We start from the raw sequence: 16585 nt of genomic DNA on the forward strand, positions 1-16585 counted from the left end.
AGACGCTTTTTCGGTAGCACCGCGCGACCTATTTGAGCATGATGCGGCAGCAAACAGGGAGCGGCATGGCAAAGGCGCAAGGCAATCTATCCGCGGGCATCATGGCCGCGATCCGAAAACGACGGCCCACGATCGTCAACCGTGATGCCGCCGTGAACCGCGGCGATATCGTGATCGCCTCCTACAATATCCACAAATGCGTCGGCACCGACGGGCGCTTCGATCCGCCGCGAATTGCACAGGTCATCGCCGAAATCGGTGCTGACATCGTGGCGCTTCAGGAAGCCGACCAGCGTTTCGGCGAACGCGCAGGGCTCCTCGATCTCGAGCATCTTCGCCGTGAGGCGCATCTTGTTTCCGTCCCGATTTCGCCTTTCACGGAGAAGGGCCATGGATGGCACGGCAACGTCCTGCTGCTCCGTGAAGGTGCGGTTTCCGACGTGCGGCAGCTGAAATTGCCTGGCGTCGAGCCGCGCGGTGCCCTCGTTGTCGATCTCGACCTGCAAGCGGGACCGTTGCGGGTGATCGCCGCTCATCTGGGCCTGCTGCGTCATTCCCGGGCGCGCCAGGCGGAAACGCTCTTGAAGGCGACCGCGGATGCCGCCGGCCGGCCGACGCTGTTGATCGGTGACCTCAACGAATGGCGCATGGGCAAGCGGTCCTCGCTCACCTTCCTCAGTCCGACGTTCGACCCGTCGCATGCGGCGGTCGCCAGTTTTCCCTCACGCTTTCCGTTGCTGCCGCTCGACCGGGTGCTCGGCAATCCGCATCATCTGGTGACCTCGGTGGAGGTTCACGACACACCCCTGGCGCGCGTGGCTTCGGATCATCTGCCCGTCAAGGCGTCGATCGATCTCAAGGCCGCCGCCCAAAAGGACGACGCCGAGGGCGAGCAAGCCCGTTTGGCGGATGCGGGGCAGGGATAACGATGCCGCACGCCTTATAGACGGCGCGAAGGCCGTCGCAGTACTTTGGTTTGCTGCATGTTTTCGTCCCAAGCCGTGTAACGGTTTTCCGCGGGAAGCGCGTAGTTCAAAGGGTGGAGCCGGCTCCGGTAGAACATGCGGCAGGGCAGCGTCTGATGTGGTCGTGGATTGCATTATTTTTGGTGGCGCTCTCCGGGCTCTTCCTGGTCGCGGTCCTGTACGTTTACGGCTGGTTCGGCCGCCGGCCAAGCACCGAACCATCATTTGCGCTCCCCATCGCCGGAGACGAGACGGAGATCGATCGGCAATTAGGCCCCCTGCTGGGTGCCGCCCGGGCCGACGACAGCATGGTCGCGCTCATTTCCGACAACATCGAAGCATTCGTCGCGCGGGCGCTTTCGGCGCGCCGGGCAGGACGCAGCCTCGACCTTCAATACTATTACTGGAAGGACGATCTGACCGGGTTTCTGCTGACGCGCGAGATCATCCTTGCGGCAGACCGCGGCGTTCGTGTCCGCCTGTTGCTCGACGATATCAATGCGGGCATCCACGATCGCCTCTGCATTTCGCTCGACGCGCACCCGAATGTCGACGTCCGGCTTTTCAATCCAAGCCGGGCACGAACGGACCGCTTCCGCCGCGGGTTTGAAATGGCGATACGGGCCTTCAGCGCAACGCGCCGGATGCACAACAAGCTTTGGATCGCCGACGGCCGGCTGGCGATATCCGGTGGGCGCAACATCGGCGACGCCTATTTCGATGCGGCCGAACTGTCGAACTTCCGCGACCTGGACGTCTGGATGGCGGGACCTGTCGCGGATCAGGCGACGGCTATGTTCGATCTCTATTGGAACAGCACTTCGGTGCTGCCGATCGCTGCGCTCAGGACGCCGCGCAAGCAGTACCTTCCGGCGCTGAGAGAGGCGCTGGACCGGCTGGCGCGCACGGCGGCGGCGCGCTTCTATCTGGAAAAGGTCGCAGACGCGGCGACGGCGGGTCCGGCCCCTTACTGGGGGAGCCGGACCCTCCATCACAGCGCCGGCGTGCGGGTGGCATTCGACCCGCCGGAAAAGGCGCTGATGCAGAAGCGGCAGAACTGGCTGCTGCGCGAACTGTTCCCGCTGATCAAGGGCGCCAGGCGCGATCTGCGGATCATCTCGCCCTATTTCATTCCGGGTGCCGCGGGAACGCGTGTGTTGGCGCTGCTCGCCGGCAAGGGCGCAAAGGTCGCGGTGCTGACGAATTCGCTCGCTGCGACCGATGTCGCGGCCGTGCATGGGGGTTACGTGAAGTATCGCAAAGGGCTGCTCGACGGCGGAGTCGTGCTTTACGAGCTCAAGGAGCGCGGCGATTTCTTCGATCGCCACCGTATGTCGCTGTTCGGAGCGCGGAATGCGAGCCTGCACACCAAGGCCTTCGTCGTCGATGGCCTCTGCGGCTATGTGGGCTCTATGAATTTCGATCCGCGTTCCGCCTCGCTCAACACGGAGATGGGGATCGTCTTCTCCGACGAGGCGCTCGCCGCCGAGCTTCAGTCGATATTCGACGAGGAGACGACGCCGGAGAGGAGCTATCGCCTGGTTCTGGAGGACGGCCGGCCCGCATGGCGGGACCGGACGAACGGTTCCCTTCGGCTGCTGCGGCGGGAGCCGGACGCGGGCATCCTGCGACGGCTGATCGCCGGCGCGATCCGCTTTCTGCCGCTGGAGTCCCAGCTTTGAACGGCGGCAGGGTTTACCGGTCGTTTACCGCAATTTCGCGAATGCCTGTGGGGAAGGCGGTCGGGTCATGCGTATTGACGGGGAGAATCGAAAAATTGTTCTACGGGCAATCCGCCCGGCCGATGAAAAGCCCTGGACCCCGGACCTCAGACTATTCAGTTTATCGAATGTTCGCGACTTGAAGTGAAGGGCATTGACACTCTATGTAAGGTCTGAGGCTTATCCGATGATTCCGGTCCGCGCAGGGATGCGGTCCCGATTGATGAAGGTTCGATATGAGAAATCCAGTTGATACGGCCATGGCTCTGGTGCCGATGGTTGTCGAGCAGACCAATCGCGGCGAGCGATCCTACGACATCTATTCGCGGCTGCTCAAGGAACGCATCATCTTCCTGACGGGGCCGGTCGAAGACCATATGGCGACGCTGGTCTGCGCGCAGTTGCTGTTCCTCGAGGCGGAAAACCCGAAGAAGGAAATCGCGCTCTACATCAACTCTCCGGGCGGCGTGGTGACGGCGGGCATGGCGATCTACGACACCATGCAGTTCATCAAGCCGGCGGTTTCGACGCTTTGCATCGGCCAGGCGGCATCGATGGGCTCGCTGCTGCTTGCCGCCGGCCACAAGGACATGCGCTTCGCAACGCCCAATTCCCGCATCATGGTCCACCAGCCCTCCGGCGGGTTCCAGGGTCAGGCGTCCGACATCGAGCGGCATGCCCGGGACATTCTCAAGATGAAGCGCCGGTTGAACGAGGTTTACGTCAAGCATTGCGGCCGCACCTACGAAGAGGTGGAGCAGACGCTCGACCGCGATCACTTCATGAGCGCGGACGAAGCGCTCGACTGGGGCTTGATCGACAAGGTTATCACCTCGCGCGATGCGGTCGAGGGACTGGAATAGGTTCGGACACGGGCTTTTGTGTCGCCGCAGATGTAATTGTGACACATTTGTAATGGCGAAGGGGCTTTATCCGAGGGGCAAAGCCGTTAATATGAATCCGTAACGCTATGTTGGAACAAGGAGCATAGCATTCGGATTTTGAAAGGGAGAGTCGTTGCAACCGGTGATCGGGCCTCCGCCCGGGACGGTGAGTACTCCCGAGAACCTTGGGCGGCGCCTGGAGCCGACGTGCAAGGCGAACTGAGTGTCCGTGATATCTTTCCGAAGGTGTCCGGCGTGCTGGAAGGAAGTGGAAATGAGCAAGGTCAGCGGTAGCAACGGCGGTGACTCGAAAAATACCCTCTATTGTTCGTTTTGCGGCAAGAGCCAGCATGAAGTCCGCAAGCTGATTGCCGGACCGACCGTGTTCATCTGCGATGAATGCGTCGAACTCTGCATGGACATCATCCGCGAAGAGAACAAGACCTCGATGGTCAAGTCCCGCGATGGCGTTCCGACGCCGCAGGAGATCATCAAGGTCCTCGACGAATACGTCATCGGGCAACAGCAGGCCAAGCGCATCCTGTCGGTCGCCGTGCACAACCACTACAAGCGGCTTGCCCACGCGGCAAAGAGCAGCGACGTGGAACTGGCGAAGTCGAACATCATGCTCGTGGGGCCGACCGGTTGCGGCAAAACCTATCTGGCGCAGACGCTTGCCCGCATCATCGACGTTCCCTTCACGATGGCTGACGCGACGACGCTGACGGAGGCCGGCTATGTCGGTGAGGACGTCGAGAACATCATCCTCAAGCTTCTGCAGGCGGCCGATTACAACGTCGAACGCGCCCAGCGCGGCATCGTCTACATCGACGAGGTCGACAAGATTTCCCGTAAATCCGACAATCCGTCGATCACCCGGGACGTCTCCGGCGAGGGCGTGCAGCAGGCGCTTCTGAAGATCATGGAAGGTACCGTTGCTTCGGTGCCGCCCCAGGGCGGCCGCAAGCATCCGCAGCAGGAATTCCTGCAGGTGGATACGACGAATATACTCTTCATCTGCGGCGGTGCTTTTGCCGGCCTCGACAAGATCATTTCCGCGCGCGGCGAAAAGACCTCGATCGGCTTCGGTGCGACGGTGCGCGCTCCGGAGGACCGCCGCGTGGGCGAGGTGTTGCGCGACCTCGAGCCGGAGGACCTGGTCAAGTTCGGCCTGATTCCCGAATTCATCGGGCGCCTCCCGGTTCTGGCGACGCTCGAGGATCTCGACGAGGATGCGCTGATCCAGATTCTGTCGGAGCCGAAGAACGCTCTGGTCAAGCAGTATCAGCGGCTTTTCGAAATGGAAGACGTCGAACTGAACTTCCACGAAGACGCGCTGCGCGAGATCGCCCGCCGGGCCATCGTCCGCAAGACGGGCGCGCGCGGCCTGCGGTCGATCATGGAGAAGATCCTGCTCGACACCATGTTCGAACTGCCGACGCTGGAAGGCGTTCGCGAGGTCGTCATATCGGACGAAGTCGTCAAGGGAACGGCAAGGCCGCTCTATATCTACTCGGAGCGTTCCGAGGAGAAGACCAACGTTTCGGCTTGAGCCTGCGGTGCGCCGCGCCATGCCGGCGCGCCGAGGTCGTCCCGATCGGCTGCGATCAAAGGAAGCGTGACGTAGCCGCTCACGATTGTTTGAAGAGCCCGCCGCGTGCGGGCTTTTTCATGGAATGCCGTTGCGATCGTGCCGGCGAAGGGGTGGTGAAGCGGGCAGCGCAGAGCTGGCTCCGCGGGCGCCGTCCAAGTCCGTCCCCGCGAATGTTCCAGTTCAAAATCATGGTGATCGCACCAATCGATTGTTGCTAAAGTGCCGCAACAACGCGATGATGCGACGATTCAGTGGATGCGCGTTTGCGGGCCGCGACATCCCGGTCGGTCGCAAGGTTTGCAACAGCATCCGGGCTTAAGCGTCGGAGATCATCCATGAAGGCGGGGATTGCGCCGTACCTTGAAAAGGCCTCTCTTGCACTCCACTTTCATGTACGAAATGTGACAGCCGGGAGTGCCGTAGAGGCTCCCGGGAACGGGCCCGAAAATCGGGACGGAAAGGAAATGATATGACGAACAAAACGTCTCCGGCGACTGAAAGCGCGACCTATCCGGTTCTGCCGCTGCGCGACATCGTGGTCTTCCCCCACATGATCGTGCCGCTCTTCGTCGGCCGCGAGAAGTCGATCCGTGCACTCGAAGAAGTCATGGGTACCGACAAGCAGATCATGCTCGTGACCCAGATCAACGCTACGGATGACGATCCGGAACCCTCCGCCATCTACAAGGTCGGCACGATTGCCAACGTGCTGCAGCTCCTGAAGCTCCCCGACGGCACCGTGAAGGTTCTGGTCGAAGGACGGTCGCGTGCCGAGATCGAGCGCTATACGCCGCGTGACGATTTCTACGAGGCGATGGCCCATGTGCTGCCCGAGCCGGACGAGGATCCGGTCGAGATCGAGGCGCTGAGCCGTTCGGTCGTCTCCGAATTCGAGAGCTATGTGAAGCTCAACAAGAAAATTTCGCCGGAAGTGGTCGGAGTCGCGAGCCAGATCGAAGATTACTCGAAGCTTGCGGATACGGTCGCATCCCACCTGTCGATCAAGATCGTCGAGAAGCAGGAAATGCTGGAGACGACGAGCGTGAAGATGCGCCTCGAAAAGGCACTTGGCTTCATGGAAGGAGAGATCTCGGTTCTCCAGGTCGAAAAGCGCATCCGTTCGCGCGTCAAGCGCCAGATGGAGAAGACGCAGCGCGAGTATTACCTGAATGAGCAGATGAAGGCCATTCAGAAGGAGCTCGGCGACAGCGAGGACGGCCGCGACGAGATGGCCGAAATCGAAGAGCGAATCTCCAAGACGAAGCTCTCCAAGGAAGCCCGTGAAAAGGCCGATGCGGAGCTGAAGAAGCTGCGCCAGATGAGCCCGATGTCGGCGGAAGCGACCGTGGTCCGCAACTATCTCGACTGGCTGCTGGGCCTGCCCTGGGGCAAGAAGTCGAAGATCAAGACCGACCTCAATCACGCCGAAAAGGTACTGGATACCGATCACTTCGGCCTGGACAAGGTTAAAGAGCGTATCGTCGAATATCTGGCGGTGCAGGCCCGTTCGTCCAAGATCAAGGGACCGATCCTGTGCCTCGTCGGCCCTCCGGGCGTCGGCAAGACCTCGCTCGCCAAGTCGATTGCCAAGGCGACCGGCCGCGAATATATCCGTATGGCACTGGGCGGCGTTCGCGACGAGGCCGAGATTCGCGGTCACCGGCGGACCTATATCGGCTCCATGCCCGGTAAGGTCGTCCAGTCGATGAAGAAGGCGAAGAAATCCAACCCGCTCTTCCTGCTCGACGAGATCGACAAGATGGGCCAGGACTTCCGTGGGGATCCCTCTTCGGCGCTTCTTGAAGTCCTCGATCCGGAACAGAACTCGACCTTCATGGATCACTATCTTGAGGTGGAATACGACCTCTCGAACGTGATGTTCATCACTACGGCGAACACGCTCAACATTCCGGCGCCGCTGATGGACCGCATGGAAGTGATCCGCATCGCCGGCTATACCGAAGAGGAAAAGCTGGAGATTGCCAAGCGCCACCTGCTGCCGAAGGCGATCCGCGACCATGCGCTCCAGACGAACGAATTCTCCGTGACGGATGGCGCCCTGATGGCTGTCATCCAGAACTACACGCGAGAAGCGGGCGTGCGCAACTTCGAGCGCGAGCTGATGAAGCTGGCGCGCAAGGCTGTGACGGAAATCCTCAAGGGCAAGACGAAGAAGGTCGAAGTGACGGCCGAGAATATCAACGACTATCTCGGAGTGCCGCGCTTCCGCCACGGCGAAGCCGAGCGCGACGATCAGGTCGGGGTGGTCACCGGTCTCGCCTGGACCGAGGTCGGCGGCGAACTGCTGACGATCGAGGGCGTGATGATGCCCGGCAAGGGCCGCATGACGGTTACCGGCAACCTGCGTGACGTGATGAAGGAATCGATCTCGGCAGCGGCATCCTATGTCCGCTCGCGCGCAATCGATTTCGGCATCGAGCCGCCGCTGTTCGACAAGCGTGACATTCACGTCCACGTGCCGGAGGGCGCGACCCCGAAGGACGGTCCGTCCGCCGGTGTAGCCATGGCGACGGCGATCGTGTCGGTGATGACCGGCATCCCGATCTCCAAGGACGTGGCGATGACGGGCGAAATCACCCTGCGTGGCCGCGTCCTGCCGATCGGTGGGCTGAAGGAGAAGTTGCTGGCGGCTCTGCGCGGCGGCATCAAGAAGGTGCTGATCCCCGAGGAGAACGCCAAGGACCTCGCCGACATCCCTGACAACGTCAAGAACAGCCTCGAAATCATCCCCGTTTCGCGGATGGGCGAGGTGATCGCGCACGCGTTGCTGCGGCTTCCGGAGCCCATCGAATGGGATCCGGCAAGCCAGCCGGCCGCCCTGCCGTCCGTTGATTCGCAGGACGAAGCGGGCACTTCGATCGCCCACTGAGGCAGTGCAGACAGGGCGGTAAGTGTGTCCCGCTTGCGCCCTTCGGCCAGAAAAACAAGGAAGACCGGCGTTCTGCCGGTCTTTTTTGTTGTAAAAGCACGCTGCAACCCTTGCATTCCAAGGGATTAGGCGCAATTGGGAATGGCAAGACGTGGGCAATGCGCAAGCGGCCCCGCCTTATGAAGACAGTCGTTTCGAACCAGCATGAAAGGGGTGGAAACATGAACAAAAATGAGCTCGTGGCTGCCGTAGCCGACAAGGCCGGACTCTCGAAGGCAGATGCGTCTTCTGCCGTTGATGCAGTTTTTGAGACCATTCAGGGCGAACTGAAGAACGGCGGCGACATCCGCCTCGTCGGCTTCGGCAATTTCTCCGTATCGCGCCGCGAAGCCAGCAAGGGCCGCAACCCGTCGACGGGTGCGGAAGTTGACATCCCGGCACGCAACGTGCCGAAGTTCACGGCCGGCAAGGGCCTCAAGGACGCCGTCAACTGATTTACCGATTGAGCGGCGGGTGCCTCCGTCCGCTACTGGTTCATGTTCCATCTGTCGCGATACCGCCTCGGCGGCATTCGGCAGGTTGATTGAGGCCCGGTCACCCGGGCCTCTTTTCAATCCAAGGTCACTGTCATCCAGCTGTTACAGGACAGTTGCAAAAGCCTCCCGTCCGATGATTTCGGACGCGTGCGTCACGCAGAAACGCAATGGCGTGCCGCGACAAGGAGGGACAGATGAAAACATTTTCCATCACCACAGCATTGGCCGCGGCGCTTGCCGCATCGACGGCGACTGCCGTTGAAGCCGAACAGGTCTTCAACCGTATCGCATCCTTTGCGGTTGCCAGGAATTTACCCGAGGGTGCCGGGCGCAACGAGCCGACATCGGCCGAAATCATCACTGCAAGCGTTGACGGCAACACGCTGATCTATTCCGACAGTCCCGGCAAGCGCATCGGTTTCATCGACATCGCCGATGCCAAGGCGCCTAAGGCAGGCGGCATCGTCTCCTTCGAAGGAGAACCGACCTCGGTCGCGGTTGCCGGGGCCAAAGCCCTCGTCGCCGTCAACACGAGCGAAAGCTTCACCAGGCCCTCCGGCGTGCTCGCCGTCGTAGATATCGTCGGGAAAACGGTGGACGCGACCTGCGACCTCGGCGGCCAGCCGGACTCGGTGGCCGTAAACAAGGATCGGACGCTTGCGGCGATCGCGATCGAGAACGAGCGCGACGAGGACGTCGATGACGGACAGATCCCGCAGCCGCCTGCAGGCAGTCTCGCGATCCTGTCGCTGAAGGGCGGGGTCGCCGATTGCGCGACAATCAAGCATGTGACGCTGACCGGTCTCGCCGAAATCGCCGGCGACGATCCCGAGCCGGAATTCGTTGCGTTCAACGGCAAGGATGAGATTGCGCTCACGCTCCAGGAGAATAACCACATCGTCATCATCGACGGCAGATCCGCAACCGTTAAAACGCATTTCCCTGCGGGGACAGTCGATCTCGCGGGTATCGACACCAAGCGCGACGGCGCGATTGCCTTCACCGGCGAACAGGCCGGCCGAAAGCGCGAGCCTGACGCGGTCAAGTGGCTCGATGACGATCGTCTGGTCATCGCCAACGAGGGCGACTACGAGGGCGGATCCCGCGGATTCACAATCTTCGACACGACCGGGAAGGTCCTCTACGAATCCGGCGCAAGCCTCGAACATGCAATTGCTTCGATCGGTCACTATCCCGAGAAGCGCTCGTCGGCCAAGGGCATCGAGCCGGAAGGGCTGGAAACGGCGCAATTCGGCGAAGACAAGCTCTTCTTCGTTCTGTCCGAGCGTGCCTCGATCGTCGGAGTCTACAAGGATACGGGCGGCGAGCCGGAGCTTGTTCAGCTTCTGCCCTCCGGCGTTTCGCCCGAGGGCGCTGTGGCCATTCCCGGGCGCAACCTGTTCGCGACTGCCAACGAGGTCGATCTCGTCCAAGACGGCGGCGCGCGGGCGCATGTCATGATCTACGAGCGCGGGGAAGGGGAGGCTGCTTACCCGCAGATACGTTCCGCAGAGCGGGAGGGGCTGCCCATCGGCTTCGGGGCGCTTTCGGGTCTCGCGGCCGTTGCGGACAAGCCCGGCTTCCTGCATGCGGTCAATGATTCCGTCTACTCGTCGCAGCCGACCATCTACACGATCGACGCTACACGGAAGCCCGCGCTGATCACGGAAGCCCTGCCGGTCACCCGTGACGGCGCTCCCGCCCAGAAACTCGACATCGAAGGCATCGCCAATGATGGCGAAGGCGGCTTCTGGCTCGCTTCGGAGGGCAATTCCGACAAGCTCTACAGCCATGCGCTGCTCCACGTGAACGGGAAGGGCGAGATCAAGCAGGAGATCGCTCTGCCGGAAGACCTGCGCGCCAATGAGATCCGCTACGGCTTCGAAGGGGTCGCAGTCGTGGGTGAAGGGGACGAGCAGCTCCTCTGGATGGCCGTGCAGCGCGCATGGAAGGACGACGAGAAAGGCTTCGTCAAACTTGTCTCCTACAAACCTTCGAGCAAGGAATGGGGGGCGGTGCGCTACCCGCTCGAAAAGTCGGGGGAAGGCTGGGTCGGCCTGTCGGAAATCTCCGTTCATGGCGACTACGCCTATATCATCGAGCGTGACAATCTGATCGGCGAGGCAGCAAAGCTCAAGAAGCTCTACCGCGTCGCGCTTGCGGATCTGAGACCCGTGGCACTTAACGGCGAACTGCCGGTCGTGAAGAAGGAAGAGGTGCGCGACCTCATTCCGGACCTTAAGTCGCTGAACGGCTATGTCGTCGACAAGGTCGAAGGCTTTGCAGTCGACGCGGCCGGCAACGGCTATGTCGTCACCGACAATGACGGCGTCGACGATTCTTCCGGCGAGACGCTCTTCTTCTCCATAGGCGCGATGGACGCCATGTAAGCGTCCGATCCGGAGAAAACAGAAGAGGCCGGGGCATGACGCCCCGGCCTCTGCCTTCATGGAACATGAACGGCGCTCAGCGCGCGAGGGCGATCTCGGCGGCTTCCGCTTCTTCCTTGCGCTTGCGGATATCGTCGGTCTTCTCGACCAGTTTGCTGACGATCTCGTAGAGCTGGTCCAATTGCTCGTCGTCGAGCGCCGAAAAGATTTCTTCAATGAGCTGTTTGCGCGGATGCTCTGCCGCCTGAAGAACGGCCCGGCCGGTCTCGGTTATCGAGACGATCTTCGCGCGGCGATCCTCTGGGTCGGGTTTTCTCATGACCAGACGATCGCGTTCCAGCCCGTCGATCGCCTCGGTCACCGTTCGCGGAGCGAAGTTCAGCGCGCATGCTATGTCGGTGGACCGACAGGGTCCGAGCTTGCTCAGGAAGAACAGGAACTTGCTCCTGGCAAGCGATACGCCTTCCTCCGTCATGGACTCGTTCACCAGTCGATGAACGCGATGGTAGAGCTCGAACAGCTTGTCGGAAACCTCGAATGTCTTCTTCATGACCTTTAGAGTATTTATGAGGGGCCATGTGAAATGGCAGTGACCCTATTGATAGTCACAATTGCCGCATTTGTCGACAAAAACCACCTAAAACTTAGGAATGACCGCCGGCGATAGGAAGCGTTTCCTGCTCGCGCTGCCGCTGTTCGCAAAGCGAAGAGCTGCTGGCGGCACTGCGGCGTTTCCCCGCATTCAAGCATTCCGTGGATACCCGGTCCTGCGGCCATTGACGAACGAGGCGGCGCCGGGCCATGGTCCGCCCGGTCATGCCCTTCCGATTTGTCCACACTGCAGACCTCCATCTCGATTCGCCTTTGCGCAGCCTGGCACTCCGGAATGCGGAGCTCGCCGGCCTCGTTCGAAGTGCGACGCGCAATGCGCTCGTCCGTATCGTCGACCTCTGCATTGCCGAAAGCGTCGATGCGCTTTTGATCGCCGGCGATCTCTATGATGGCAGTCAGACTTCCATGAACACGGCGCTGTTCCTGGCGGGCGAGCTTCGGCGCCTCGACGAGGCCGGCATCCGGACGTTCATCATTCGCGGCAATCACGATTCCCAGTCGCAGGTGACCCGCGAGCTCACCTTGCCGCCTTCGGTGCATGTCTTTTCCGGCCGGAGCAGGGCGGTCCATGCAAAGACGCTCGCGAACGGCCGCACGGTACACATCCACGGCGTCAGCTTTGCCGATCCGCACGCGCCGGAAAGCCTGTTGCCCCAGTTCCATCCGCCGGTCGCCGGCGGCATCAATATCGGCATGCTGCATACCAGCCTCTCGGGATCCGCAGCCCACGATCCTTACGCGCCGTGCAGCGTCGCCGACCTTCAGCGGCACGGTTTCGATTACTGGGCGCTCGGCCATGTCCATCAGCGGCAGGTGCACTGCGAGAAGCCCTGCATCGTCATGGCCGGCATGCCGCAGGGCCGCGACATCAACGAAGCGGGGACGAAGGGCGTCACGGTCGTGACGATCGACGATGACGGGCTGGTTGCGCTGGAAGAAAGGCCGACGAGCACCGCGGCGTTCGAGCGACACGACATCGACGTGAGCGGGATTGCGGACTGGCGCGACATGCTGGACGCGGTGGGCCGCGAACTGACCCTCCTTCGAAAGACCATGGCGGCGGACAATCTGATCCTGAGATTGACGCTGGCCGGCGCGACGCCGCTTGCATGGCGCTTCAGGCGGGACTCGGATCTCCTGCAGGCGGAGATCGTCAATATTGCGGCCGGGATCGGCGGATGCTGGATCGAGAACACGGAGTTAAGCTGTCACCCGCCCGGCAATGCGGAGCGAAGTGCGGCCGACCCGACCGGCGAACTGGCGGCACTCGTCGAAAACGACGTTCTGCCCTCCTTCGGCTTTCGCGCCGAACTGAACGGCGTTGCCAAGGAGCTCCTGCAGCAATTGCCGCCTGAACTCAGGCATGTGCTGGCGAGCGACGAAGAGACGCTGGAGCGGCTGGCGCTGGAGGCAGCGCTTGCGGGGAGTGCGGACGTGCTGGCGCATCTTCATGGACGTGCCAGCGCCGGAGGCACCGACTGATGCGGCTTCAGCGGCTGGACCTCGTCCGCTACGGCAAATTCACGGACCGGCATCTCGATTTCGGCGAGGCGAAACCGGGCGAGCCGGATTTTCATCTCATCTACGGCCCGAACGAGGCAGGCAAGTCCACCCTCTTCGCCGGCTTTCTCGATCTGATCTTCGGCATCGAACGTTCGAGCCCCTATGGCTTCCTGCATCCCTATCAGGCGATGCGGATCGGCGGCATCGTCGCGGCCGGCAACCGCCTGCACCACGCCTACCGCATCAAGCGCAACGCCAACAGCCTGATCGGTCCCGACGAGCAGCCTCTGCCCGACGGCCTGTTTTCCACGGCCCTTGGCTCCATCGACCGGGCAACCTACGGCACGATGTTCTCGCTCGACGACGACAGCATCGAAGAGGGCGGGGAAGCCATACTGAAGAGCGAGGGCGAACTCGGGTCCCTCCTGTTTTCCGCGAGTTCCGGTTTGCCGGACAGCACCGCCGTGCTTGCCGGCCTTCGAGCCGAAGCGGATTCCTTCTTCCGCCCGCAGGCGCGCAAGCACCGGCTTGCCGAACTGAAGGCGGAGCTCGATGCGCTGAAAGCGGAGAGGAACGCGATCGACGTGAATGCGCGCGAATATGCCGCGCTTCGCAAAGCCCTGGCGAGCATGCGCGCACGCCACGAAACGGCCGCGAGGCTGCGCAACGAGTTGCGCGCCGACCGGGACCGGATGCGCGCTCAGCGCGACGCCCTGCCGCTTCTCGCGCGGCTTCGCGGCCTGCGGCAGGAGCTTGCCGGGCGGGACCCGTTGCCGGTGCCGCCGGCCGAGTGGCAGGAGGAATTGCCGGTTCTTCGCCGGCGCGATGCGGAGATCGCCGCGCGGCTCCGACAATTGCACGAGGAACTGACCCGCCGGCGCGAAGAGCTTGCCGGTCTGCCTCGCGACGAGCAAGCGCTCGCGATCGCGGAACGGTTCGGGTCTCTGCGTGAAACCGCCCTCGAAGCCCGCTATCTCACCGCCGACCGCGACATGCCCGCTCGTCTGGAGGAACTCGCTAAGACGGCCGCCGAGATCGATGCCTGCCTGGTCCGCCTGGGCGAAGCGGGGAATCCCGACGTAGCCTCGCTCCTGCTGCCGGCGGCGCGCGCCGTCCGCCTGCAGGATCTGGTGCGCCGGCACGCAAGCCTCTCGGAAAGGCTGGCGTCGGCGCGTGAGGAGATGGAAACCGCGGAAGGGGACCACGGCGAGGCCGAGCGCGAAGTCGCACGGCTGAAGGAAGGGGCGGCCGACCCGGCGTTCCTTGCCGAGCGCGTACATCTCTTCCGGCAGAGCGATTGCCTGTTGCGCCAGCGGTCGTCGGCAAGGGAGATCGACCGGCTCGAGGCGGCGATTTGCGACAGACTGGATGAATTGCGGCCTTTCGCCGGTACGATCGACGATCTGGCCGCACTTCCCGCTCCGGCGCCAGCCGTCGTGGAAGCGTGGCGGTCCGAGGAGACCGCCGAGGCGGAGCGGCGCTTGCGCCTCGGCGACCGGATCGCCGATGAAGGCGAGCGCCAGGCCGGAGACGAGGCGCGCCTTGCCGCGATTGCGGCCAATGGCGGCGTGGTGGATGACGCGACCGTCTGCGAGTTGAGGCGGCGCCGCGATACAGCCTGGCAGCAGCACCGTGCCGATCTCGGCGAGCAGACGGCGATCGCATTCGAGGCGGCGCAGAACGAGCACGATGCGGCCACGGCGCTTCGGCTTGCCCAGGCGGAGCGCGTGGCCGAGATGCGCAGCCTGACGCTTGCGATCACCGAGCGGCGTGCCCGCCTGCAGGCGCTGGACGCGCAAAGAAAAGCGGCGGAGGAGCAGCGGCAGAGGCTGAGCGCCACGATCGGCACCACCGCACGCGCCTGTGGTTTGCCCTTTACAACGGGGCTGCCGCAACTGGAGGCTTGGCTTGCGGCCCGCACGTCCGCGCTCGAATTGCGCGTGGATCTGCGTGCGGCGCTGAAGGAGCGCGACCGGGCGTTCGTCGAAGAGAAGGCGGCGGTCTGCAGCCTCCGGGCGGAGCTGGCGCGGTTCGGAACGACCGATGCGCTGCCGGAGCGGCTCGACGCGTTGCTCGCGGTGGCCGAACTTGTCTCCTCCCGCGTTGAGGCCGCGTCCGCGGCTTACCGGAACGCCGTGGTACAGCTGCAGCGCGCCTCGGAGGCGCTCGCAAAGCGGCAAGCCGTATTTGCGTCGGCCCAGACCGGTATGGCGTCGTGGTGCGGGGAATGGGACGAAGCGCTCGCCGGGACGTGGCTCGCCAAACAGGAGCGGCCGCTGCCGCAGGAAATCGGTCCCGTGCTCGCCATGCTTCAGGATCTCGACAAGCTGACGCAGAAGAAGGCGGAGCTCGACCATCGGGTAACGGGCATGCGCAGGGATCAGGCGGCCTTTACGGAAAGCGTGGTGGGCCTGGCTGCCGCGCTGGGCGAAGGACAGGCCGGCGATGTCCTCATGCTCTTTTCTTCGGTGCGCGACCGCGTTGCCGTCGCACTTCAGAAGGAGGAGCGGCGCCTGGCGCTTGAGGGCAATATCGAGCGCATGGAGGAGAGTCTGGACTCGCTGTGCGCCGAGGAGAGACTCCACGCCGCCAACAGGCAGAGGATTCTCGACTTCTTCGACAGCCGGACTCTCGACGAAGCGGCCGCTTGCCTGGAAGCCACCCGCGAGGAGCAGCGGCTGCGGCAGAGATGCTCGGAAATGGAAAGCGATCTGGCCGCGCGGCTCGGCGTCGCGACCGCGGCCGAGGCCGAAGCGCTGCTTGCCGAACTCGACGACCGGGAGCTCGGCCTGGAACTTGCGCGGCTGGAGGAGGCGATCGAGGCCTCCGACCGGGATGTCAGCGAGCTGCACGCCGATGTCAGGACCCGGGAGAGGGCGCTTGCCGCGGTCGAGGGCGGCGACCGGGTGGCGGAGCTCGAACAGCGCCGCCGCACGCTGCTTCTCGACATCGAGAACAAGGCGATCGGCTATCTCCGGCTGCGCGCGGGCGTGATCGCCGCCGAACAGGCGCTCAGGCTGTTTCGCGAGCGCCACCGCAGCGCCATGATGCAGCGCGCCTCGCGAACCTTCATGCATATCAGCGGCGGCGAATATTCCGGTCTCTCGACGCAAGCCGACAAGGGCCAGGAATTCCTCATCGCAAATACCGCCGCCGGCGGATCGAAGCTCGCCCGCGACCTTTCAAAGGGCACGCGCTTCCAGCTTTATCTCGCGCTCAGGATCGCCGGCTACCACGAGGTCGCGGCGACGCGGGAAACGCTGCCCTTCATCGCCGACGACATCATGGAAACCTTCGACGACGGCCGCGCCGGCCGCGCCTTCGAGCTGATGGCGGAAATGGCCGATGTCGGGCAGGTGATCTATCTGACCCACCACGAGCATCTTTGCGACATTGCGCGGAGCGCCTGCCCGGGCGTGACGATCCACCGGTTGTAGCCGCTTGGCGGAAAGAGGTAAGCTGCATGCGCCTTGCTCCTGCATCACCCGTC

10 protein-coding genes are annotated in these 16585 nt (G+C 63.0%); 9 read left to right on the top strand and 1 reads right to left on the bottom strand.

Features of this window, described 5'->3' with window-relative positions; all coding sequences use genetic code 11:
* The first annotated feature begins 65 nt into the window (after window positions 1-65).
* The 7 genes from SINAR_RS0116075 to SINAR_RS0116105 all read left to right on the top strand — a co-directional run bounded on the left by SINAR_RS0116075 (window position 66) and on the right by SINAR_RS0116105 (window position 10980).
* Window positions 66-926 carry an endonuclease/exonuclease/phosphatase family protein gene (locus SINAR_RS0116075; protein ID WP_028000052.1) on the top strand — a complete coding sequence of 287 codons (861 nt, stop codon included), beginning with the start codon at window positions 66-68 and terminating at the stop codon, window positions 924-926.
* Between the two features lie 155 nt (window positions 927-1081).
* Window positions 1082-2647 (top strand): phospholipase D family protein, encoded by a 1566-nt coding sequence (locus SINAR_RS0116080; RefSeq protein WP_028000053.1) that lies wholly within the window; start codon window positions 1082-1084, stop codon window positions 2645-2647.
* A 275-nt stretch (window positions 2648-2922) separates the two neighbouring features.
* Complete coding sequence (gene clpP, locus SINAR_RS0116085) at window positions 2923-3549, top strand: ATP-dependent Clp endopeptidase proteolytic subunit ClpP (protein ID WP_028000054.1); 627 nt, start codon at window positions 2923-2925, stop codon at window positions 3547-3549.
* A 295-nt stretch (window positions 3550-3844) separates the two neighbouring features.
* Window positions 3845-5122 (top strand): ATP-dependent Clp protease ATP-binding subunit ClpX, encoded by a 1278-nt coding sequence (gene clpX, locus SINAR_RS0116090; RefSeq protein WP_028000055.1) that lies wholly within the window; start codon window positions 3845-3847, stop codon window positions 5120-5122.
* Between the two features lie 511 nt (window positions 5123-5633).
* Window positions 5634-8054 (top strand): endopeptidase La, encoded by a 2421-nt coding sequence (lon, locus tag SINAR_RS0116095; RefSeq protein WP_028000056.1) that lies wholly within the window; start codon window positions 5634-5636, stop codon window positions 8052-8054.
* Between the two features lie 221 nt (window positions 8055-8275).
* Window positions 8276-8548 carry a DNA-binding protein HupB gene (hupB, locus tag SINAR_RS0116100; protein ID WP_003531811.1) on the top strand — a complete coding sequence of 91 codons (273 nt, stop codon included), beginning with the start codon at window positions 8276-8278 and terminating at the stop codon, window positions 8546-8548.
* Between the two features lie 236 nt (window positions 8549-8784).
* Window positions 8785-10980 carry an esterase-like activity of phytase family protein gene (locus SINAR_RS0116105; RefSeq protein WP_028000057.1) on the top strand — a complete coding sequence of 732 codons (2196 nt, stop codon included), beginning with the start codon at window positions 8785-8787 and terminating at the stop codon, window positions 10978-10980.
* 76 nt (window positions 10981-11056) lie between these two features.
* Here SINAR_RS0116105 and SINAR_RS0116110 read toward each other — a convergent pair whose 3' ends face one another.
* The gene (locus tag SINAR_RS0116110; protein WP_028000058.1) at window positions 11057-11530 is read right to left on the bottom strand and encodes a MarR family winged helix-turn-helix transcriptional regulator; all 474 of its coding nucleotides are present in this window, start codon (window positions 11528-11530) and stop codon (window positions 11057-11059) included.
* Window positions 11531-11781: 251 nt separating this feature from the next.
* On the opposite strand from SINAR_RS0116110, the gene SINAR_RS0116120 reads away from it, so the two are divergent.
* Together SINAR_RS0116120 and SINAR_RS0116125 are read left to right on the top strand one after the other, a co-directional pair.
* Complete coding sequence (locus SINAR_RS0116120) at window positions 11782-13074, top strand: metallophosphoesterase family protein (RefSeq protein ID WP_028000059.1); 1293 nt, start codon at window positions 11782-11784, stop codon at window positions 13072-13074.
* A complete protein-coding gene (locus SINAR_RS0116125) occupies window positions 13074-16532 on the top strand; it encodes an ATP-binding protein (protein WP_028000060.1) in 3459 nt (1152 codons plus the stop codon). The genes SINAR_RS0116120 and SINAR_RS0116125 overlap by 1 nt, the downstream gene beginning before the upstream one ends.
* Window positions 16533-16585 lie beyond the last annotated feature (53 nt).

The organism is Sinorhizobium arboris LMG 14919 (assembly GCF_000427465.1).
Lineage (GTDB): Bacteria > Pseudomonadota > Alphaproteobacteria > Rhizobiales > Rhizobiaceae > Sinorhizobium > Sinorhizobium arboris.